Source organism: Streptomyces sp. RK9 (assembly GCF_045070545.1).
In the GTDB taxonomy this organism is placed as follows: Bacteria; Actinomycetota; Actinomycetes; order Streptomycetales; family Streptomycetaceae; genus Streptomyces; species Streptomyces alboflavus.
Genome location: NZ_CP173705.1, coordinates 311,289 through 334,099 on the forward strand (window position 1 = coordinate 311,289; position 22,811 = coordinate 334,099).

11 protein-coding genes are annotated in these 22,811 nt (G+C 74.4%); 4 read left to right on the forward strand and 7 right to left on the reverse strand.

Annotation, left to right across the window (positions count from 1 at the left end):
* Nucleotides 1-186 precede the first annotated feature (186 nt).
* A complete protein-coding gene (locus AB6L24_RS38905; protein ID WP_405664134.1) occupies nt 187-915 on the forward strand; it encodes a thioesterase II family protein in 729 nt (242 codons plus the stop codon).
* A gap of 7 nt (nt 916-922) precedes the next feature.
* Here the strand turns inward: AB6L24_RS38905 and AB6L24_RS38910 are convergent, their stop codons facing one another.
* On the reverse strand, nt 923-2,332 hold the full coding sequence (locus tag AB6L24_RS38910) for a class II 3-deoxy-7-phosphoheptulonate synthase (RefSeq protein ID WP_405664137.1): 1,410 nt from the start codon (nt 2,330-2,332) through the stop codon (nt 923-925).
* A 230-nt stretch (nt 2,333-2,562) separates the two neighbouring features.
* On the opposite strand from AB6L24_RS38910, the gene AB6L24_RS38915 reads away from it, so the two are divergent.
* Both AB6L24_RS38915 and AB6L24_RS38920 read left to right on the forward strand, forming a co-directional pair.
* On the forward strand, nt 2,563-4,131 hold the full coding sequence (locus tag AB6L24_RS38915; protein ID WP_405664527.1) for an anthranilate synthase component I family protein: 1,569 nt from the start codon (nt 2,563-2,565) through the stop codon (nt 4,129-4,131).
* 125 nt (nt 4,132-4,256) lie between these two features.
* Nucleotides 4,257-4,904 (forward strand): anthranilate synthase component II, encoded by a 648-nt coding sequence (locus AB6L24_RS38920; protein WP_405664139.1) that lies wholly within the window; start codon nt 4,257-4,259, stop codon nt 4,902-4,904.
* Here AB6L24_RS38920 and AB6L24_RS38925 read toward each other — a convergent pair.
* Nucleotides 4,891-6,303, reverse strand: coding sequence for a PLP-dependent aminotransferase family protein (locus AB6L24_RS38925; RefSeq protein ID WP_405664142.1), 1,413 nt, complete (start codon nt 6,301-6,303; stop codon nt 4,891-4,893). The two genes, AB6L24_RS38920 and AB6L24_RS38925, sit on opposite strands and share 14 nt — an antisense overlap.
* 153 nt (nt 6,304-6,456) lie before the next feature.
* Between AB6L24_RS38925 and trpD the strand changes: the two genes are divergently transcribed.
* Nucleotides 6,457-7,521: an anthranilate phosphoribosyltransferase gene (gene trpD / locus AB6L24_RS38930; protein WP_405664144.1), complete on the forward strand. Its 1,065-nt coding sequence runs from the start codon at nt 6,457-6,459 to the stop codon at nt 7,519-7,521.
* Between the two features lie 306 nt (nt 7,522-7,827).
* Here the strand turns inward: trpD and trpC are convergent, their stop codons facing one another.
* The 5 genes from trpC to AB6L24_RS38955 form a co-directional block, all read right to left on the reverse strand.
* Nucleotides 7,828-8,655, reverse strand: a complete 828-nt coding sequence (gene trpC / locus AB6L24_RS38935; protein WP_405664147.1) for an indole-3-glycerol phosphate synthase TrpC — start codon at nt 8,653-8,655, stop codon at nt 7,828-7,830.
* Between the two features lie 205 nt (nt 8,656-8,860).
* Nucleotides 8,861-9,913 carry a TauD/TfdA family dioxygenase gene (locus AB6L24_RS38940; protein ID WP_405664153.1) on the reverse strand — a complete coding sequence of 351 codons (1,053 nt, stop codon included), beginning with the start codon at nt 9,911-9,913 and terminating at the stop codon, nt 8,861-8,863.
* Nucleotides 9,906-11,162: a cytochrome P450 gene (locus AB6L24_RS38945; RefSeq protein ID WP_405664155.1), complete on the reverse strand. Its 1,257-nt coding sequence runs from the start codon at nt 11,160-11,162 to the stop codon at nt 9,906-9,908. Before AB6L24_RS38945 ends, AB6L24_RS38940 begins: the two co-directional genes overlap by 8 nt.
* 53 nt (nt 11,163-11,215) lie before the next feature.
* Nucleotides 11,216-12,106 (reverse strand): ABC transporter permease, encoded by an 891-nt coding sequence (locus AB6L24_RS38950; protein WP_405664158.1) that lies wholly within the window; start codon nt 12,104-12,106, stop codon nt 11,216-11,218.
* Nucleotides 12,103-22,737, reverse strand: a complete 10,635-nt coding sequence (locus tag AB6L24_RS38955; RefSeq protein WP_405664160.1) for an amino acid adenylation domain-containing protein — start codon at nt 22,735-22,737, stop codon at nt 12,103-12,105. Before AB6L24_RS38955 ends, AB6L24_RS38950 begins: the two co-directional genes overlap by 4 nt.
* Nucleotides 22,738-22,811 lie beyond the last annotated feature (74 nt).

A 22,811-nucleotide genomic window follows, 5' to 3' on the forward strand; every position in this document is an offset into this window, starting at 1 on the left:
CGCCGGGGGCCGTCGGGCCCCAGGTGTGAAGGGTCCCGGGTACGGGCGCCGCCGGGCACCGGACCCGGTCGGGGTGCCGCAGCTCACGCCTCGCGGTCAGGTCGCCGTCAGCGCGCGGTGGAATCATGGGGGCCGACCGGTGTGCCCTCGCACGCCGGTGGACGACCGGCTGACTGGGGGACGGCAATGGTGTGGACGCAAGCAGTCGAGGCACGGCCCTTCGCGGCGGGCCGCCTGGTGTGTTTCCCGCACGCCGGGGGCTCGCCGTACTTCTACCGCTCCTGGGGCAAGGCGCTCACGGACGTGGAGGTCCACACGGTCTGCTATCCGGGCCGCGCCGACCGCATCGCCGAGCCGCCCGCCACGGACCTGAAGGCGATGGCCCGCGACCTCGCCGACGAGCTGCGCCCGCTGCCCGACGGGCGGCCCACGGCGTTCTTCGGGCACAGCATGGGCGCGTTCGTGGCCTATGAGGTGGCCCGGCTCTGGCAGGCCGACGGCGCGGAGGTGAGCCACTTCTTCGCGTCGGCGGCCCGCGCCCCGCACACGGCGCACGGCACCCCGGAGCGCGCCGCCGAGGTGGACGACGCGGCCGTCCTGCGCACCCTCGCCCAGCTGGGCGGCACGGACGCGGAGCTGCTCGACAACCCGGTGTTCCTGGAGCTCGTGATGCCGTACGTGGGCGCGGACTTCCGGATGGTCGCGGGCTACGCGGGCGGGCCGGACGCGCTCCTGGACTGCCCGGTCACGGTGCTGCGCGGCGAGGCGGACACGCGGGTGAGCCCCGCGGAGGCTGCCGCCTGGCGGGAGCAGACGCGGGGCCCCGTCACGCTGCACACGCTCGCGGGCGGGCACTTCTACCTGACGGACGAGCCACCGCTGCGGATCGTCGAGGACGCCCTGCGCGCGGGGTGAGCCCGCGTCAGCTCCCGCGGTACATCTCGGCGAGGCGGAACGCCAGGTCCAGGGACTGGGCGCGGTTGAGGCGCGGGTCGCACGCGGTCTCGTAGCGGTGCGGCAGGTCCTCCTCCAGGACGGCGTTGCCGCCGCCGACGCACTCGGTCACGTCGTCGCCGGTCAGCTCGACGTGGATGCCGCCGGGGTGGGTGCCGAGTTCCTGGTGGACCTCCACGAACCCGCGCACCTCGTCAAGAACGGTGTCGAAGCGGCGGGTCTTGTGGCCGCTGGGCGCCGTCGTGGTGTTGCCGTGCATCGGGTCGCTGACCCAGGCGACCAGGGCGCCCTCGGCGTTGACCTTCTCCACGAGTGTGGGCAGCAGGTCCCGTACGCGGTCGGCGCCCGCGCGCACCACGAACGTGAGGCGTCCTGGCTCCCGGTCCGGGTCGAGCCGGTCGAGCAGGGCGAGCACGGTGTCGGGGGACGTCGTCGGGCCGAGCTTGACGGCGATGGGGTTGGCGACGCGGGAGAAGTACTCGACGTGGGCGCCGTCGAGGTCGCGGGTGCGCTCGCCGATCCACAGGAGGTGGCCGCTGGTGGCGTAGGCGCGGCCGGATGCGGGGGCCAGGGCGCCCTCGGGCTCGGCGTGGGTCGCGGGCTCCGTGCGGGTCAGGGCCGCCTCGTAGTCCAGGAGCAGCCCCTCGTGGCCGACGAAGAACTCGGCGGTGGCCAGCCCCCGGGTGTCGACGCCGCACGCCCGCATGAAGTCGAGGCTGCGGCCGATCTCGTCGGCGAGCTGTGCGTAGCGCGCGCCGGCGCCGGACGCGGCCACGAACCCCTCGTTCCAGGCGTGCACTTGGCGCAGGTCGGCGAAGCCGCCCGTGGTCAGGGCGCGCACCAGGTTGAGGGTGCGCGCCGACGCCTCGTACATCGCGCGCAGGCGGCGCGGGTCGGGGACGCGGGCCGCCTCGGTGAACTCCAGGCCGTTGACCGCGTCGCCCCGGTACGAGGGCAGGACGACCCCGGCGCGCTCCTCGACGGCGCTGGACCGCGGCTTGGCGTACTGCCCGGCCATGCGGCCGACCTTGACGACCGGGAGGGCGGTGGCGTGCGAGAGGACCACGGCCATCTGGAGCAGCGTCTGGAGCTTGCCGCGGATCGCGTCGGCGGTGGCGTGCCCGAAGGTCTCGGCGCAGTCGCCGCCCTGGAGCAGGATGGCCTCGCCGCGCGCGACCGCCGCCATGCGCCGCCGCAACCGGTCGCACTCGGCGGCGAAGACCAGCGGCGGCGCGGCGGCCAGGTCGTCGGTGACGGCCCGCAGGGCGCGCGGGTCCGGCCAGTCGGGCTGCTGCCGGGCGGGGAACGCCCGCCAGGATTCGGCGGCCGTGTTCCTCGCCGCGATTTCCCTTTTGCTGGCTCTTGCGCTGTCTTCCATGACTGCCTTCCCCGTGCGGACATAGGACAGGAGGAACGGAAACGTGCCCCCACTGAATCCGTGCGGTGCCGCCCGGGTCAAGCGATTCGGAATTGGTCCGCCCCGAGTCCCGGGAATTGGTCTGGCACGGTTCACGGCACCGCTGTTTGACTTTCCGGCAGCACGGAAAAGGCGGCCGTGGGACAAGCCGACGGCGGCGAATTCACAAGGAGTTCACCATGCCGGACTTCATGCGGGACTTCACGCGGGGCCGCACGCCGGAACTCGTGCCGGGCCTCATTCCGGTCGACGTGCGGGTGACCGCGGGCGAACTGCCCCGCCACGACCCCCTGGACCTGTACGTCCCGCTGCGCGCGGCCCTCGGCGGGGACGAGGTGTTCCTGTTCGAGAGCGTCGACGGCGCCGACCAGGACCGCCGTGCGGCCGTCGTCGGCTTCGGGCGGCTCGCGGAGATCCGGGTGTACGACGGGTACGTCGACCTCGACGGCACGCCCGCCCTCACCCGCGCGCTCGCCGGGGCGGCCCTGGCGGCCGGCCTGCGCGGGGACCATCCGCGGGAGCCGGACCCGGGCGTGCACCGGCTCCGCCTCACCGCCGCCGACCAGGTCTGGGACTTCCTCGCCCGCGCCCAGCGCCTGTTCGCCCTGGACACCGAACTGCCCACGACCGGCTACGCGTTCGGTTTCCTGACCACCCTCGCGTACGAGGCCGCCTGGCACCTGGAGGCGCTGCCCGCGCGCACCGAGGGGCCGGGCGCCCCCGACATCACGCTGACGCTCTTCCGGGACACCGTCTGGTACGACCTGGCCGACGGGTCGGTGCGTCATGTGCGGGCCGAGAGCAGGGCGTTCGGGGACGGTGACCCGGCGAAGGCCCGGGAGGTGGCGCACGAGGCCGCGCGGGCGGCCGCTGCGGGGGCGCGGGGGCCGGTGGTGGTCCCCGAGGCGCCCGCGCCCGGGTCCGTGCGGGACAGCGTGGACCGGGAGACGTTCCTCGGCTGGGCGAAGACGTGCCTGGAGCACATCGCGGTCGGCGACATCTACCAGATCCAGATCGGCCACCGCATCGACGTCCGCACCGCGTTGACGCCCGTCGACGTCTACCGGCGGCTGCGCGCCCGCAACCCGTCGCCGTACATGTATCTGATGCCGCGCGCGGGCCGCACGCTGATCGGGGCGAGCCCGGAGCTGTTCTTCCGGATCGAGGGCGACGAGATCGTGATGCGCCCCATCGCGGGCACCGCCCGGCGCGGCCCCGACGAGGAGGAGAACCAGCGCCGCATCAAGGAGATGCGTGAGTCCATCAAGGAGCAGGCCGAGCACATCATGCTGGTCGACCTGTGCCGCAACGACATCGGCCGAGTGACCACGGCGAGCACGAAGCCGGTGGACCGGCTGATGGCCGTGGAGGGCTTCAGCCATGTCTTCCACCTGGTGTCGACGGTGTCGGGGCGGCTTGAGGGGGGCGCAGAGGGCACGGACACCTGGCAGGCGGTGCGTGCGACGTTCCCCGCGGGCACCATGACCGGGGCCCCGAAGGTGCGCGCCATGGAGATCGTCGACGGTCTCGAACGGGAGCGGCGCGGCGCCTACGCGGGCGCGGTCGGCCTGGTCGACGTGCGCGGCTGGAGCGAACTCGCGCTGTGCATCCGCACCGTCGAGCACGACGGGGACACCTACTCCACGCAGAGCTCGGCGGGGATCGTCGCCCAGTCCGAGCCCGCGGCCGAGTGGCGCGAGACGCTGGCGAAGATGGGCGCCGCGTACTGGGCCCTGACCGGTGCGGAGCTGCTGCCGTGACCGGCGCGCCGCGCCTTTGGCCGCTCGGTCCGCGCGGACTCGACCCCCTGCCCGCACCGCCCGCTCCCCGCCCGCCGTCCGCGTGCGGCACTCGCCCCGTCCCGTACGAGAGAGGCATCCCGCGCATGAACGTCCTGCTGATCGACGCCTATGACAGCTTCGTCCACATCATCGACCAGTACCTGCGCACGCTCGGGGCGCGCACCCAGGTGGTGCGCTCGCTGACCCGCTCCCCGGCCGATCTTGCGGCGGACGGGCCCGACGCGGTGGTGCTCGGGCCGGGTCCCGGGCATCCCGCGGAGTCCGGACACGTGGAGCTGGTACGGGAGTTCGCGGGGCGGGTGCCGCTGCTCGGCGTGTGCCTGGGGCACCAGGCCGTCGCGCTCGCGTACGGCGGGCGGGTCGAGGTGGCCGGGCAGGTGATGCACGGGCGCACCAGCACGGTGCGGCACGACGGCGCCGGGGTCTTCCAGGGCCTCGGGCACACCCTCGAAGCCACCCGCTACCACTCCCTGGTCGTCGCCGAACCGCTGCCCGCGCAGCTGGTGACGACGGCCACCGCCCTCGACCACGGGTACGTGATGGGCCTGCGGCACCGGACGCTGCCCGTGGAGGGCGTGCAGTTCCACCCCGAGAGCATCATGACGAACGGGGGGCTCGCGATGATGGAGAACTTCCTGGGGCGGGCGGCCGCCACCGGGGTCGGGGCCGGGCCGGGAGCCGCGGCCGGGTCGGGGGCCGGGTCCCCCACCGCCGCCGTCACCTCCCCCTGACCACCTCCGCGATCTCCCGCACCGCCTCCGTGACGCCCGAGCGTGGCAGGTGCGCGTGGCCGACGACCAGGGCGGGCGCGGTGGGCCCCGGCCGGGCGTGGAAGGCGGCGCCGCCGCGCACCAGGACGGAGCGGGCGAGCGCCCCGGCCACCACCGCGGCCTCGTCCAGGTGCCGGGGCAGCCGCACGTACGCGTGCAGGCCCGCCGCCCGGCCGATGACGCGGGCGCCGGGCAGCTGCTTGCGCACGGCCTCCTCCAGGGCCTCGCGGCGGCTGCGGGCGCGGGCGTTGAGGCGGCGCAGATGGCGGTCGAACTGGCCGCCGCGCAGGAGTTCCGCGAACGCCAGCTGGGTGAGGGTGTCCGTGCCCAGGTCCTGCCGGGCGCGCACCCGCAGGAGCCGGTCGAGCAGCGGCCGGGGCGCGGCGATCCAGCCGAGGCGCAGGCCGGGGGCGAGGGTCTTGCTGGCCGTGCCCGCGTACAGGACGTGGTCGGGGGCCTCGCGCTGGAGGGCGAGGGGGCGGATGCCGCCCTGCTCGTACCAGAGCCCGCCGTCGTAGTCGTCCTCGATCACCAGGGCGCCGGTGTCGCGCGCCCAGCGGGCCAGTGCCTCGCGGCGGCTCGCGGACAGCTTGACGCCGGTGGGGAACTGGTGGGCGGGCGTGACCAGGACGGCGCGGAGGCCGGACGCGGCGAGCGCCTCCACGTCGATGCCCTCGGCGTCCACGGGCAGCGGCACCGGACGCAGTCCGCTGTCCCGCACGAACTGCCGCTGCCCGGGGTGGCCGGGGTCCTCGATGCCGAGCTCCGCCACTCCGTCCCGGGCCAGGGCCGCGCACACCAGGGACAGCGTCTGCGCGAATCCGCCGACCACCATCATCTGGTCGGCGTCCGCGCGCACGCCCCGCATCCGGCCCAGGCAGTGGGCCAGTTCGCGGCGCAGGCCCGGCTCGCCCGCCGGCGGCGGATAGCCGTGGTCGGTGACGTTCGCGCGGTTCAGGACCCGTTGGTAGCAGCTCAGCCACTCGCGGCGCGGGAACGCCGCGAAGGTGTGGCTGCCCGGTCTCAGGTCCCAGCGGGCGCCGGGCGAGGGGGCGTCGAGGCCCTCGTCGAGCAGCGCGGGCACGACGGCCGCGGCGGCAGCGGCGTCCACGTGCTCCACCACGCGGGTGCCCGCGCCCCGCACCGCCTCCAGATAGCCCTCGGCGACGAGCTGGCCGAAGGCCTCCACGACCACGCTGCGGGAGACGCCCAGGTCGTCCGCGAGGCGGCGGGTCGAGGGCAGGCGGGTGCCGGGGTGCAGGATTCCTTCCGCTATCTCCTTCCTGATGAAGCGCTGTATCTGGGAGGTCAGGGACTGCTCGGATTCCCTGACGACGTCCACTGCCATGTGCAGGGCCACGGCCCCTCCCTTTCCTGTGCTGCGTGAACTTCTGCGAGTTCTTCTCGAATTGGCCCGTACGGCTCCTCGGAAAGTGGTCTGGAACGTGCGTGCGCCGCTCTCCAGAATGAAAGGGACGTGCTCTTCTTCTTCGAGGATTCGAGGAGAATTCCCGTGACCGCCGATGAGCCACAGGGCCGTACCTGGCCGGAACTGCTGAACGCACTGCTGAGCCGCAGGGATCTGACCGCGGCCGAGACCGCCTGGGCGATGGATCAGGTGATGTCGGGCGCCGCGGGTCCCGCGCGGCTCGCGGGTCTGATGGTGGCGCTGCGCGCCAAGGGCGAGACCGCCGAGGAGATCGACGGCCTGGTCGACGCCATGTACGCGCACGCCGTGCCGCTGTCCGTGCCCGGGCCCGCGCTCGACATCGTCGGGACCGGCGGCGACGGCTCCCACAGCGTCAACATCTCCACGATGTCGGCCGTCGTCGCCGCCGGTGCCGGGGCGCGCGTCGTCAAGCACGGCAACCGCTCGGCGTCCTCCGCGTGCGGCTCCGCCGACGTCCTGGAGGAGCTGGGCGTGGCCCTCGACCTGCCCGCGCCCGAGATCGCGGAGGTGGCGGAGGAGGTGGGCATCACGTTCTGCTTCGCGCCGCTGTTCCACCCGGCGATGCGGCACGCGGCCGCTCCGCGCCGGGAGTTGGGCATCCGCACGGTCTTCAACATCCTGGGCCCGCTGACGAACCCGGCAGCGCCGACCGCCCGCGCGGTGGGCGTCGCCGACGCCCGGCTCGCGCCGCTGCTCGCGGCGGTCCTCGCCCGGCGGGGCGTGTCGGCGCTGGTCTTCCGGGGCGACGACGGGATGGACGAGCTGACGGTCACGACTACCTCCACGGTCTGGTCGGTCTCCGGCTCCGAGGTGCGCGAGGAGTCCTTCGACCCGAGGGACATCGGCATGGCGTACGCCACCGGGGATGCGCTGCGCGGCGGCGACCGGACGCACAACGCGCGGGTGGCGCGCGAGCTGGTCGGTGGGGCCCGCGGCCCGGTCCGGGACGCCGTCCTGCTCTCGGCCGCCGCGGGCCTCGCCGCCCTGGAGCCGAGCACCGCCCCGGTCACGGAGCGCATCGCCGCCGGCGTGGACCGCGCCGCCGAATCCCTCGACTCGGGCGCCGCAGCGGCCGTGCTCGACCGGTGGGCGACGGTCACGACGAAGCGTGCGAACCAGGGAGCGTGAGGGGGACGGCCAGGACGAGCACCACCCAACGGGCCCCGGGCGACCGGGGCCTTCGGCCGTCGGCACGGGGCGAGCACCCACAGCACCAGCCACCACCGGCCAGGGCAGGACCACATGCCGCAGGCTCAGGCGGGACCAGGCTTCACCAGCACCGGCACAACAAGGAGCAGAAGCAGAAGCACGAGCTCAGGCGCCGGACTCAGGCGCCGGACTCAGGCGCCGGACTCAGGCGCCGGACTCAGGCTTCAGGCACGAACACGAACACAGAAACAGACACAGACACAGAAGCAGGCACAAGCCCCGCGCTCACCCGATCCCGCCGACCCCCCGCCCCCGCTGCCGCGCGAGCCCCCGGCCCGCCGCCACCAGCTGGGCCACCGCCTTCCTGCTGTCGCCGCCCGTGACCACGGACTCGCCGACGAGGATCGCGTCGGCGCCCTGGGCCGCGTACGCCAAGGCGTCGTCGGGGCCGCGGACGCCGGACTCGGCTATGCGCACGACGCCTTCGGGAATCTCCGGGGCGAGGCGGGCGAACATGCCGCGGTCCATCTCCAGGGTGCGCAGATCGCGGGCGTTGACGCCGATGATCCAGGCACCCGCGTCGAGGGCACGCTTGACCTCCGTCTCGTCGTGCACCTCCACCAGGGGCGTCAGGCCGATCTCGGCGGCGAGCGCCAACAGCTCGGCGAGCAGCGGCTGTTCGAGGGCGGCGACGATGAGCAGGACCAGGTCCGCGCCGTGCGCCCGGGTCTCCCAGAGCTGATAGGGGTCGACTATGAAGTCCTTGCGCAACAGCGGCACCCGCACCCGCGCGCCCACGGCGTCCAGGTCGGCGAGGTGGCCGCCGAAGCGGTGCCGCTCGGTGAGGACGCTGATCGCCGCGGCGCCACCCGACTCGTACTCCGCGGCGAGGCCCGCCGGGTCGACTATGTCGGCCAGGCAGCCCCGGGACGGGCTGTTCCGCTTGACCTCGGCGATGACCTTCAGGCCGTCCGCCCCGGAGAGCAGCGCGGCGCAGTCCAGTCCGGGGCCGACCTCGGCCACGCGGTCCGAAAGCTCGGCCTCAGGAACCAGCCGGCGCCGCTCCGCCAGGTCGGCCCGCACCGCCCCGATGATCTCGTCGAGCGCGTTCATCCATCCGTCCTTCCCTATGCCAACAAACCTAAGGACGGCCGGAGCCCCGGACCACACCCTTTAGCGTTCGTTGAAAGTCCCAGGTGGGAGCAGGTGCGAGGGTGTGGTCCCGTGGTCCGTCCGTCGAGCAGCGGGCCGCGCGCGGTCCGGGGCCGAGCGGCCCGGGCCCCGTCGGCCCAGGTCGCGGCGGTCCGGACCGCGCCGCTCAGGTCATCGACACCACCACCTTGCGGGTGCCGGTGAACGCCTCGCGGCCGTGCAGGACGGACATGTTGTCGACGATCATGATGTCGCCGGCCTGCCAGGGCTCGGCGATCCGGTTCGCGCGCTGGGAGCCGCGCACGTCGGCGAGGTCCTCGTCGGAGAGCGGTGTGCCGTCGGCGTAGGTGATCCAGTGCGGCAGTTCGGCGTGGTCGTCGATGAGGGAGAGCAGGGTCTCGGCCTCCTCCGGGGGGAGGTTGGAGGGGTGCCACTGGTCGGCCTGGTTGAACCAGGTGTCGCGGCCGGTGCGCGGGTTCTTGCGGATACCCGGCCGGTGCTGGCGCACGCGCAGACCGCCGTCCCCGGTCCAGGTGAACTCGGCCCCGGACGCGGTCAGGAACTCCTCGACGACCGCCTTGTCCTCGGTCTCGAAGGTCGCCTGCCAGGACTTGCCGAGGCCGAGGCCGCCGTGCAGGTGCTGGTGGTAGACGACGCCGTCGGCGAACCGGGCGCGCACCTCGGGCGCGAGGCCCGCGAGCAGCGCCTCGCCGTCGCACACCGGGGTGGCGCCGCCGGTGTCGGGGGCGTCCAGGCAGCAGAAGTAGAGCCGCGTCGGCCACGCCATCGCGTACGACATCTCGTTGTGCAGGGAGATGTCGTAGCGCGCCGGGTACTCCGTGGACGTGAAGACGCCGTCGGAGACCGTGGCGCGCGGGGTGTTGCCGCCGCGGTAGCTGTCGATGAGGGAGTCGCCGAAGCGGGTGACGGTGCGGTGGAAGGCGGCGGCGTCCGCGATGCCGAGTCCGCGCACGAGCACGGCGCCGCACTCGGCGATCAGCTCGTCGGCCCGCACGCGCACCGCCTCCCAGGAGTCGGATCCTCCGCTTCCGGCCCCCTTACCCACTTGATCGCCGCCGAAGTCGCCTTCGGAGAACCGGTGTTGACCGTCCGCGCCGAAGCCCCCCTCCGCACCGAAGTCCCCGTCCACCCCGAAGTCGCCCTCGACGTGCAGCACGGCCAGCGTCGTCCCGCCCGTCGTACGCCTCTCGTCACGCATCGCCGTCCGTCCTTTCCCTGTCCTGCTCCGCCGTGAAGGCGACGGGCAGGCCGCTGTAGCCGTGCACGAAGTTGGAGTAGAGCCGCCGCGCGGGACCGCGCAGGACGATCCCCGCGACCTTCTCGCGCAGGGCCTCGACCATGGCGTTCACATGGACGCGGCCGAGGAAGGCGCCGAGGCAGAAGTGCGGGCCGTGCCCGAAGACGACGTGCTTGTTGGGGCTGCGTCCCACGTCGAAGGAGTACGAGTCGGTGAAGACGTCCTCGTCGAAGTTGGCGGAGCTGTTCCACAGGGTGACGACGTCGCCCGCCTTGACGACCCGGTCGCGCAGGGGCACGTCGACGAGGGCGCGGCGCCCGAAGTGCATGGCGGGCGTGGTCCAGCGCAGGATCTCCTCGGTGGCGCTGTCGGAGGTGACCTCGCCCGCCTTGAGGCGCCGCCACTGCTCGGGGTTCTCGGCGAGCGCGATGAGGCCGCCGACGAGGGACATCCGGGTGGACTCGTCGCCGCCGAGGATCAGGCTGTAGCAGTTGAGTACGATCTCGTCCTCGGTCAGCGGCTCGCCGTCGACGGTGGCGGTGGCCAGGACGCTGATGACGTCCTCGCCGGGGTTCCGGCGCCGCGCGGCGGCGAGTTCGGAGAGGTACAGCAGGATCTCGTTGCGCGCCATCAGCGACTCCAGCTCGCTGTCCTCGCTGCTGTGCCGGGACAAGGTCTGGGTGTTCCACTCGACCAGGCGCGGCCGGTCGGCGAGGGGGATGTCCATGAGGTCGCCCATGGTGTGGATCGGCACGTGGTCGGCGACGTCGGTGACGAAGTCCGCCTCGCCCGCCGCGACGGCGCGGGCGACGAGTTCGCGGGTGTGCCGGTGCACGCCGTCCACGACGGGCGTGAGGACGCGCGGCGCGAAGGACTTCAGCATCAGGTTGCGGATCGCGCGGTGGCGGGGCCCGTCGGTGACGGCGAGCATCTTGCCCGCGGCCGAGTCGCCGCCCTGGAGCAGGGTGGTGAGGACGTTGCCCTTCTCGGAGGTGAACCGCTTGTTGTCGCGGTAGACGGCGACGGCGTCCGCGTACGTGGACACCACCCAGAAGCCGAGCGCGCGCTCGGTCGGCGGGTGCCAGTGGACGGGGCTCTCCTCGCGGAAGCGCCGCCACAGGGCGTGCGTGTCCACGTCGTGGAAGGTGCGGGGGTCGGTGAGGTCGACGGCCGCCGGGTCCGGCGGCGCCGACACCTGGGATACGGACATGGGTTGACTTCCTTCAGGCACGGGGCTCGGAAGCCCGCGGTACGGAACCGGGCCTAGGAGCCCGCGGTACGGAACCGGCGCAGGCTCACGGCGACGCAGGTCGCGAAGAGCACGCCCAGGGTGAGGGCGACCACCACCAGCGGGTGCTCGCCGGGGAAGCCGCCGCCGCTGGTGGCCGGGTTGCCCCACAGGTCGCGGCAGGAGGCGATGACGGCGCTCACCGGGTTCCACTCGGCGACCGGGCGGATCGCTCCCGGCATGGACTGCGGGGCGAGGAACGCGCTGGACAGGAACGGCAGGACGACCACGATGAACGGCGCGACCACGCTGATCGTCTCCACGCTGCGCAGCGTCATCGCGAGGAGCACGCCGAGCCAGAGCATCGCGTACAGGAACAGCGCGACGATCCCGAACCCGGCGAGCGTCGGGAGCACCCCGGTGTGCGACCGCCAGCCGAGCGCGAGGCCCGCGCCCGCCGTGACCGCGAGCCCGGCGAGCCCGACGAGGAGGTCGGCGAGGGTGTAGCCGATCGGCACCGCGGACCTGCTGATCGGCAGCGAGCGGAACCGGTCGACGAGCCCGCCGCGCAGGTCCATGGCGATGGACACCGCCGTCGGCCCGACGCAGGCGAGACCGACCTGCACGGCGCCGCCCGCGAAGACGTACTCGGTGTACTCGCCGCCCGCGGGCAGCGTGATGGCGTCCCGGAAGAGATAGCCGAGGAGCACCATCGACACCAGCGGGTTGAGGACGATGCCGATGGCGCGCCCCGGTGCCCGGCGCAGCCGCCGGAGCCTGCGGCCCGCGATGGCCAGGACCTCGGTGCGCAGCGCCGCCGGGCCGGACTTCGCGGGCGGCAGGCCGGTGCCGAGCGGCCGGTCGGGGCGCGGTCGCCCGGTGGGGCGGTCCGCCCCGGGGCCCGGCTCCAGGAGGGTGGCGGTCATGACGTCCCCCGCCCGGCCGTACGCTCCGACTTCGCCTGCATCCGCGCCAGTTCGGCGGCGACGAGCGGGCCGATCTCGGCGAGCGGCCCCGGGTCGAGCATGTCGTCGTGGGCGCACTCGACGCGGTGGACGGCCACTTCGCCCGTGCAGTACGGCTCCCAGAGGCGTTCCTTGTCCGTCACGTCGCCCCAGGGCGAGTGCTCGGCGAGGAAGAGCCGCATCCGGCCGTCGAAGGCGCCCGGCGTGTACTCGGGGATGATCGCCTGGTGCCGGGCCATCAGGCTCAGCATCCGGCCCATGCGCTCCTCGCCGAGCCGCGCGAGGGCGTTGCCGTCGCGCCGCAGCGCGTCGATGACGTCGTCGGGGGTGAGGTCGCGGTCCCCGAACTCGGACCGGTGGTGGCCGACGCCCTCCAGGAACCAGGCGAGCATGTTCTGCTCACCGCCCCTGGTGTCGGCCACTCCGGTCCGCGGATACGAGTCCAGGTTGGCCACCAGACCCACCTCGTCCCCGGCCGCGCGCAGCTGCACGGCGATCTCGTACGCGATGAGTCCGCCGAACGACCACCCGACGAGGTGGTACGGGCCGCTGGGACGGACGCCCTTGATGAGCCGGACGTACGCGGCGGCGGTGTCCTCGACGCTGTCCGGCAGCGGCGCGCCCGCGACGACGGCCGGCGCCTGGATGCCGTACACCGGGTGCTCCGGGTCGAGGTAGCGGGTCAGCGGCAGGTACGACAGGGCGAGGCCGACGCCGCTGTGCAGGCAGAACACGGGCGGGCGTGAGCCGGTCTCGCGCAGCGGGAGCACGGTCGCGAAGGGGTCCGCCTCGTCGTGCCCGGCCGCCGCGCCCGTGGGGGCGATGGCGGAGATGGCGTCGGCGACGATCCGGGTGCTGCCGCGCGGGGTCGGGGGCGCGGGGGTGGGTTCCGGGGCGGGCGCGGGTGGGGGCGCCGGTGCCTCGGCCGGTTCCGGGGCCAGGGTCGCCGCCAGGGCCCGCACGCTCTGGTGCGCGAAGACGTCCGCGATGCTGATGCTCAGCCCGGCCTTGCGTGCCTGGCTGACGAGCCGCAGCGACTTCATGCTGTCCATGCCGCCGGACACCTCGAAGAAGTTCTCCTCGGCGTCGAACCGTTCGACGCCCAGGAGCCCGGCGACGATGCCGAGGAGGGTGTCCTCGGCGGTGGGGGGCAGGGGCTGTGCCACGGGCTCCACCCCAAGGCCGCCGATCCGCACGTCCGGGTCCGCCGCCACGGCCCGCAGCACCCGTGTGAACTGCTCGACCATGTGCTCCGCGGTGGCGCGTGCGTACAGGTCGGTGCTGAAGGTGAGGAGGCCGCGCAGGCCCTCGTGTCCTGGCCAGGCGACGAGTTCGAGCAGCAGGTCGAGCTTGGCGTGGTCGGAGCCGACGTACTCGGGGCGGGCCGTCAGGCCGGGCAGGTCCAGCTCCGCGATGCCCTCCGTACGGACGCCGAGGCCGATCTGGAACAGCGGGTTGCGGCTGAGCGAGCGCGTCGGCTTGAGCGCGTGGACGACCTGGTCGAAGGACACGTCCTGGTGGGCGTACGCCGCCAGGTCGGTCTCCCGGAGCCGGTCGAGGAGTTCGCGGAAGGTGGGGTCGCCGCTCGTGTCGCCGCGCAGGACGAGGGAGTTGATGAACATGCCGACGAGGTCGTTCAGGGACTCGTCGGCGCGGCCGGCCACCGAGACGCCGAGGGGGATGTCGGTGCCCGCGCCGAGCCCGGTGAGCAGGGCCGAGAGGGCCGCCTGGAAGACGATGAAGTCGGTGGTGCCGGTGGACCGGGCCAACCTCCCCAGCGTGTCGGCCAGTTCGGGTTCCACGTCGAAGTGGACCACGTCGCCGTGCGACGCGCTGACCTCCGGGCGCGGGAAGTCCGTCGGCAGGTCCAGCTCCTCGGGCAGGCCCGCGAGCGCGTCCCGCCAGAAGGCCAGCTGCCGCCCGGCCAGACCCTCCCCGGCCACGCCCTCGCCGTCCAGCAGCTCCCGCTGCCACACCGCGTAGTCGGCGTAACTCACCGGCAGCGGCGTCCAGCGCGGCGCGTGCCCGGCGGTGCGGGCCCGGTAGGCGGTGGCGAGGTCGTTCTGCAGGGGCTCCATGGACCAGCCGTCGAAGACGATGTGGTGCAGGACGAGGAGCAGCACGCACTCGTCGGGCCGCACCGGGAAGAGCCGGGCCCGCCAGGGGAGTTCGACCGTGAGGTCGAAGCCCTGGTCGCCCTCGGCGGCGAGGGCGGCGGCGAGGTCGGGCTCCGGGACAACGACGGCCTTCAGCTGCGGCCCGCCGGTGGCCGCGTCCCGCACCTCGGGCGTGGGCACGCCGTCGGTCTCGGGAATCACCGTGCGAAGGACCTCGTGGCGCGCGGCCACGTCGGCGAGCGCCTGCTGGAGCGCGGCGGTGTCGAGGCGGCCGGTGAGCCGGAAGGCGAGGAGCGTGTTGTACGAGCCGTCCTCACGCCCCTGGCGCCGGTTGAGGAACCACTGGCGCTGCTGGCTGTACGACAGGGGCCGCTCCGCGCCCGCCGGTGCCGGGGTGAGCGGGGGCCTGGCGCTCGCCGCCCGCTCGACGTGCCCGGCGAGGGCGACCACGGTCCGGGCGTCGAACAGCGCCCGGATGGGCAGTTCGACGCCGAGCGCGGTACGGGCCCGGCTGACCAGGCGGGTGGCGAGCAGCGAGTGCCCGCCGATCTCGAAGAAGTCGTCGTCGATGGAGACGTGCGCGGCGCCGAGGATGTCGGCGAACAGGCCGCACAGGATGCCCTCGGTGAGGGTGCGCGGCGCGCGCCCACGCGAGGTCGCGCCCAGCTCGGGGGCGGGCAGGGCCTTGCGGTCCAGCTTGCCCTGGGCGGTCATCGGCAGCGCGTCGAGGGCGACGACGGCCGAGGGGACCATGTAGTCGGGCAGGGCCTCGGCGAGGCGGTCGCGCAGGGCGGTGGTGTCGGCGGCGACGGCCTCCGCCCCCGTCCCCGTACCGGAGGCGGCACCAGCACCGGAGCCCGCGCCCGACCCGGGACCCGATCCCGGCCCGGAACTCGCGCCCGACCCGGAAGCCACCACGTACGAGACGAGTCGCCGCTCCCCCGCCTCGTCCTCCCGCACCACCGTGACCGCCTGCTCCACGCCCGCCTGGGCGAGCAGCGCCGACGAGATCTCGCCCAGCTCCACGCGGATGCCGCGCAGCTGGACCTGGTCGTCGACGCGGTCGAGGTAGTCGAGTTCGCCGTTCGGGAGCCAGCGCACGAGGTCGCCGGTGCGGTACATGCGCTCGCCCGCGGGGCCGTAGGGGTCGGCGACGAAGCGCTCGGCGGTGAGGCCGGGCCGGTCGAGGTAGCCGCGGGCGAGGCCGCCGCCGACGTACAGCTCGCCGGGGACGCCGGGTGGGGTCGGCCGCAGGTCGCGGTCGAGGACGTAGACGCGGTGGGCGTTGGTGGGGCGGCCGATGGGCGGGCGCCCGGATGCGGTGAGGGGGCCGCTGACGGTGCAGCCGACGACGGCCTCGGTCGGCCCGTACCCGTTGAACATCCGCACCGACCCGGCCCACCGCTCCACGACCTCCGCGGGCACGGCCTCGCCGGTGCCGACCAGGCGCAGGTCGGCCGGCAGGGTGGCGCCGTCGGGGAGTGCGCCGAGGACGACGGGCGGCAGGGCGGCGAGGTTGATGCGGGCGTCGTTGATCAGGTCGACCAGGGGCTGTCCCGGGGTGCGGCACTCCTCGTCGGCGATGACGAGCGTGCCGCCGGGGAGCAACGCCAGCATGATCCCGAAGATGGACGCGTCGAAGCTGAACGACGCGAACTGCAACACCCGCGTGTCGGCGTCGAGTTCGAAGCGGTCGGAGAGGCTGTCGACCATCGCGAGCAGCCCGGTGTGGGCCACGACGACACCCTTGGGGCGGCCGGTGGAGCCGGAGGTGTAGATGATGTACGCCGGGTGCTGCGGCCGCAGCGGGGTGGTGCGGTCGGCGTCGGTGAGGTCGGTCGCGTCGAGGCCGGCGAGGCGCGCGGCCGTCTCCGGGGCGTCGAGCAGGACGAGGCGGGTCGCGGTGTCGGCGCCCACGGTCTCGGGCAGTGCGCCGGGCCGTCCCGCGAGGGCGCTGTCGGTGAGGAACACCGTCGGGCGGGCGTCCGCGACCATGTAGCCGACGCGGTCCGCGGGGTACTCGGAGTCCACCGGTACGTAGGCCGCGCCCGCCTTGATCGCCGCGAGGGCCGCGACGAGCAGGTCGGGGGTGCGCGGCAGCATCACCGCGACGGCCCGCTCGGGTCCGGCGCCCAGCTCGACGAGGAGTCGGGCGAGCCGGTTGGCGCGGGCGTCGAGGTCCGCGTACGAGACCTCCTGCTCGCGCAGGACGACGGCGGTCTTGTCCGGGGTCTCCGCCGCCCGCGCCTGGAACACGTCGGTGGCGAGGCCCCCGCGCTCCGGTCGTGCCCCGCCGCTGCCCGACCAGTCGCCGAGCACCTGGCGCAGCTCGTCCTCGCCGAGCGCGTCGAGGCGGCCGAGCGGGACGCCTGGCGCGGCGGCGAGCTGTTCGAGAACGCGGGTGAAGCGGCGTACGAACACGGCGACTTGTTCCGTGTCGAAGATGTCGGGGCGGAACTGGGCCTCCAGGCGCATCCGATGGCCCTCGACCGGGAACACGCCCATGGCCAGGGGGTATTCGGCGACGACGCGGGCGTTCCAGGCGCGGGTGGAAAGGCCGGGGAGGTGTTCGCCGAGGGCGTCGAGGGCGCCGGACGGATAGTTGTGGAAGCTCACGACCGTGTCGAACAGCTCGCCCACGCCCGCGCCCTGCTGGACGTCCGCGAGGCCGAGGTGCCGGTGCGGCTCCAGGGCGAGCTGGCGGTCCTGGAGGTCGGTGAGCATCGTCTCGAACGGAACGGACGGGTCGAGCGTCACGCGCACCGGCAGTGTGTGCATGAAGGCGCCGACGATCCTCTCCACGTCCGGCAGTTCCGCCGGGCGCCCCGACGCCACCGCGCCGAACGTCACGTCGCGCCGACCGGTGAGACGGCCGAGCGCGACGGCCCAGCAGCCCTGCATGACGGTGTTCAGGGTCAGCCCGCGCGAGTGCGCCCACGCGGACACGGCGGCGGTCAGCTTCTCGGGCAGCTCGGCCGTCAGCGTCTCGGGCAGCACGGACACCCGGGGCCGGTCGGCCGGGCCGAGCCTGGTCGGCTCGTCGATCCCGGCGAGGTCCTTCTGCCAGGCCTCCCGTGCGGCGGCCTCGTCCTGTGCGGCGGCCCACTCCAAGTAGGCGCGGACGGGGGCGATCTCGGGCAGTACGGAGGTGTCGGCGCCGTTGGCCCACAGCGTCACCAGTTCGCTGGTGAGGACGGCCGACAGGGACCAGCCGTCGACGAGCAGGTGGTGGGTGGTCCACACGACGCGGTGCCGGTCGGCGCCCGCGCGGTACACGGTGAAGCGGGTCAGCGGGCCCTCGGTGACGTCGAAGCGGCGCAGCCACTCCTCGTCGGTGCGCCGGTTCAGCTCGGCGTCCACGGCGTCGGCGGGCACGTCCGCCAGGTCCACCTCGGTCCACGGCACGTCGACCGCGCCGGGGATGAGCTGCACGGGGTCGCCGGTGTCCCGTTCGCGGAAGCGGGCGCGCAGGCCGGGGTGCCGGGCGACGAGGGCGGTGGCGGCGGCGCGCAGGGCGGCGGGCTCCAGGGGTCCGTCGACGTCGAGGACGATCTGGAGGGTGTACGCGTCCATGCCGTGCCGGTCGAACTCGGCCTGGAACAGCAGCCCGCGCTGCAGCGGCGACAGCGGCAGGATGTCGTCGAGCCGCGCGCACTCGGTTTCGTACGCCTCGATCTCGCGCTGGGAGACGGTGACGAGCGGGAACTCCGAGGGGGTACGGCCCCCGGCGTCCGGCCGTTCGGCGTGCGCGGTGAGCGCCCCGAGCGCCCGGAACCAGCCGTCGGCCAGCGCCCGCACGTCGTCCTCGGCGAGCAGTCCGCCCGCCCAGGTCCACTCGGCCACGAGCACCGGGCCCTCGGGCCGGTCCTCGGTGCGGGACACCAGCTCGAGGGCGTGCCGCAGCGGGGTGCCGGGGGCGGCGCCGAGGCCGAACGTCCCGGCCTCCATGGCCCAGTCGCGGCGCTCGCCCACGGTGAAGCGGCCCAGGTAGTTGAAGCCGACGCCCGGGGTCGCGGCGCGGGCGAGGACGGCGGCGGTCTGCGGGTTCAGGTGCCGCAGCAGGCCGTGGCCGAGGCCGTGGTCGGGCAGGGCGCGCAGGGTCTCCTTGACGCGCTTGAGCACGGCGGAGCAGGCGGGGCCGCCCGCGTACACGTCGGCCCAGTCGGCGTCGCCGAGGCCACTGAGGTCGCTCAGGTCGAGGGCGACGGGGAAGACGCTGGTGAACCAGCCGACGGTCCGGGACAGGTCGGTGCCCTCGGCCCCCGCGAACTGCTCGCGGCCGTGTCCCTCCAGCTCGACGAGCGCGCGCGTGGCGGGGGTTCCCCGGCGCCGGGCGCGGTCGGCGAGGGCCAGCGCGAGGCCGGTGAGCAGCACCTCGTTGACCTCGGTGCCGAAGACCGCGGGGAGGCGGGTGAGCAGGGCCCGCGTCCGGTCGGCGGGCAGCTCGACGCGGACGGTGCCAGCGGTGGCGCGCACGTCGGTGGCGGGGGCCAGGGGGCGGTCGCCGAGGGCGGCGGCGTCGGGGCCCGGGGCCGACTGGGCGGTCCACAGGGGGAGTTCGGCGACGCGGCTCGCGGTGCGGGCCTCGTCGGCGAGGAGAGTGGCCCAGCGGCGGTAGGAGGTGGCGACGGGGTCGAGGCGGGGTTCGCGGCCCGCGGCGAGCGTGGTGTACGCGGACTCCAGGTCGGGGAGCAGGACGCGCCAGGAGACGCCGTCCACGGAGAGGTGGTGGATGAGGAGGAGAAGCCTCGCGGCGCCCCCGCACTCTCCCCTGCCCCCTCCCTCGTTGTCGCCCCGGTCCGCGCCCCCGTTCTCCAGCAGCACCGCCTGGACCATCAGCCCGTCCTCGGGCCGCAGTCGCGCCCGGGCCGCCTCCGCCTGCTCGGCGAGCACCGCGTCGGGGTCGTCCTTCGGGTCGACGACGACCCGGCTGAGCACGTCAGCCGCCGCCACCGCGCCCTGCGGCAGCGTCTGGAGGGACCACAGCCCGGCCACCGGCGCGCCGAGGCGCAGCCGCAGTGCGTCGTGCCGGTCGAGCACGGCCTGGAGGGCGCGCTCCAGGACGCCGGCGTGCACGTCCGCGGGCACGGAGACCGCGACGTACTGGCTGAACTCACGGGTGGCGTCCGGAAGTCGGGACACCTCGTCGCGGAGCTGGTCGACGATCGGGGTGAGGGCGACCTCGCCGACCCCGTCCGCGACGGCGACCGGCTTGGCGGCGGAGCGCCGGGCCACGGCCGCGATGGCCGCCGCCGTCCGGTGCTTGAACACGTCGCGGGCGGTGACGACGAGGCCCGCGCGCCGGGCACCGCTGACCACCTGCAGGGAGCTGATGCTGTCGCCGCCCAGCTCGAAGAAGCTGTCGTCGGGACCCACGTCGGGCAGGCCGAGGACGTCCGCGAGCACGCCGAGCAGGATCCGCTCCTCCTCGGTGCGCACCCGGCCGCCCGCGCTCTCGGCGGGCACCCCGGCACCCGTGTCCCCGGAGGGAGCACCGGCACCGCCGGCCTGCTGCAAGACCGGCGCGGGCAACGCCTTCCGGTCGACCTTCCCGTGGGCGGTCAGCGGCAGTTCGTCCAGGGTCACCAGCACGGCGGGCACCAGCGCCCCGGGCAGCCGTGCGGCGAGCGCGGCACGCAGCTCGCCCGCTTCCGGGGCCACGCCCGTGCCGTCACCCGCCGCCTCCGTGACGACGTAGCCGACGAGCCGTCGCTGCCCCGCCGGATCCGTGACGGCCGCGGCGACCGCCTCCGCCACCCCGTCCAGGGCCCGCAGTCCCGCCTCCACCTCGCCCAGCTCGACGCGCTGACCGCGGATCTTCACCTGGTGGTCGCGGCGCCCGACGAAGGCGAGCTGCCCGTCCGCGCGCAGCACCACCTGGTCGCCGGTGCGGTACATCCGGGAGCCGTCGGCGGCGAACGGGTCGGGCACGAAGGTGACGGCGGTGCGCCCCGGGTCGTCGAGGTAGCCGCGGCCGACGCCCCACCCGGCGATGAAGAGTTCGCCGGGCACGCCGCGCGGCACCGGCCGCAGGTCGTCCCCGAGGACGTACAGGCGGGTGTTGCGCAGCGGCCGCCCGATCGGCACGACGGGGGTGTCGAGGTCGGCGGCGGAGCGGACGTAGGCGTGCGTGACGTCGTCGGAGCACTCGGTGGGGCCGTAGAGGTTGGCGAGGGGGACGTCGGGGTGGCGGGCGAACCAGCGGGCGCACAGGTCGGCGGGCAGCGCCTCGCCGTTGGAGATCATCCAGCGCAGCGCGGGCAGTCGGGGCGCGCTCCCGGCGGCGTCCCAGACGTCGAGGGCCGCGCGCAGCAGGGACGGTACGACTTCGAGGACGGTCAGGCGCTCCTCGGCGATGACGCGGAACAGCGCGTCGGGGTCGGCGAGGTCGAGGCGGTTCACGGCCCGCACCCGGCCGCCGACGAGCAGCGTGGTGAGGGTCTGCCAGACGGTGACGTCGAAGGTGACGGGCGCGTTGTGGACGAGCGCGTCGGCCGCGTCGAGGCCGAACTCCTCGACCTTGGCGAGCATGTGGTTGACCATGCCGCCGCGCTGCACCATCGCGCCCTTGGGGCGTCCGGTGGAACCGGAGGTGTGGATGACGTACGCGAGGTCGTCGGGCCCGCCGAGGACGGGGGCGAGCGCGGTGTCCGGGTCGCGGGTGCCGTCGAGCACGTGCACGGGCAGCGGGCCGCCGGGCAGGTCGGCGGTCACGTGCTCGGCGAGGGCGCGGTGGGTGGCGTCGGTGAGGACGGCGGCCGCGCCCGCGTCGCGCAGGAGCGCGGTGAGGCGGGGCAGCGGGGCGCCGGGGTCGAGCGGCATGAAGGCGCGTCCGGCGCCGAGGACGGCGACCTCGGCGGTGACGAAGTCGCGGCCGGGCTCGGTGAGGATCGCGATGGGGCCGGTGGGGGCGGGGGTGCCTGCGGGCAGAGACACAGCGCCCGTCAGCACGCGCGACACGGCGCCGGCCCGCCCGACGAGCTCCGCGTAGTCCAGGCTGCCGCCGTCGTCGGTGACGGCCACGGCGTGCGGGGTCTCGGCGGCGCGCTGCCGGATGCGCTCGACGACGCCCAGGTACGGCGTCGCACGCACCGGCCCGGTCAGGTCGGCGTCGCTCTCGCCGGGGGCGGCGAGGTCGAGGGCGGACAGCGGGGTGTCGGACGGTGCGGTCAGGAAGCGGTCCAGGAAGCCGGTGAAGCGGGCGAGGTGGTCGCGGATGTCGCGGGCGTCGTAGCGGGCCTCGTTGCCGCTGAGGTCGACGGCGATCCCGGAGTCGCCCTTGTCGGCGACGGTGAACTCCAGGTCGTCGACGAGGCCGGGGGACGGGGTGTGGATGGTGGCGGCGGCCGGGCCGATGGGGAGGTGCTCGACCTGCGGCAGGACGTTGACGTACGGGCCGAACGGCCTGCGGTCGTCGCTGGTGAGTCCCATGGTGCGGCGGATCAGGCTGGTGCGGTGGCGCTGGTGCTTCAGGCAGTGGGACAGCGACCGGTAGGCGTCCGCGAGGAGTTCGGCGCGGGTCGTGGCGGGGTGCGCGGTCAGGCGCAGCGGCAGGCAGTTGACGACGACGCCCGGTGTGTCCCGCATGGCGGCGCCCACGCGCCCGGTCACCGGCAGGGAGAGGAGGACGTCGTCGGTGGCGGCCATCCGGGCGGTGTACGCGCCGATCGCGGCGACGAGCACGGACTGCCAGGTCACCCGGGCCTCCCAGGCCACGGCCCGCAGCCGCTCGGCGACGTCGGCGTCGAGGACGGCCACGTCCTGCCGGAACGTCTGCCCGGGCGGCACGTCGCGCGCGGCGAGGCTGACCAGCGGCGGCCGGTCGCCGACCCGCGCCTGCCAGTACGCGCGGTCGCGTTCGGCGCGCGCCGAACCCGGGTACGCCGCCTCGGCGTCGACCAAGCTCCGCAGCGGCGCGATGGCGCCCTCCGTCAGCGGCGTACCCGCGAGCAGCGCCTCATAGATCACCGCGAGCCGCCGCCACAGCAGCACGGTGCTGAAGCCGTCCGCGACGAGGTGATGACTGACCAGGCAGAAGATGGTCCGCTCCGGGCCGAGCGTGAACAGGCTCAGCCGGAACAGCGGCACGTGCGGCGTCGCCATCAGCGGGAAGGCGGTGCGCAGGTCGGCGTCGATGGCGGCGCGGGCGGCGACCTCCGGGTCGGCGGCGGCGCTGACATCGGTGACCGTCAGGGGCAGCCGGTCGAGGTCCTCGACGAACTGCCGGGGCGGCCCGGCGGCGTCGGCCGCGGTGGACTCGGCGAACCGCACCCGCAGGCACTCGGCCTCGGCGGTGAGCCGCTCCAGGGCCGTCCGGAACACCCCGGCGTCCAGAGGGCCCCGGATGTCCCAGTAGACGGCGGTGTTGTAGGTGGCGCCGCCGCCGGACAGCTGTTCGTCGAACCAGATGTCCTGCTGCGCAGCGGTGAGCGGAAGGCCCTCGGGCGCCGGGTGGTCCGTCGATATGTGCGTCATGGCATTCCCCTAGCGAAGGTCACTGATGGCACAGCCTCGATCGTCGGAGAACCGCGCTGACAGCGGGCTGATAG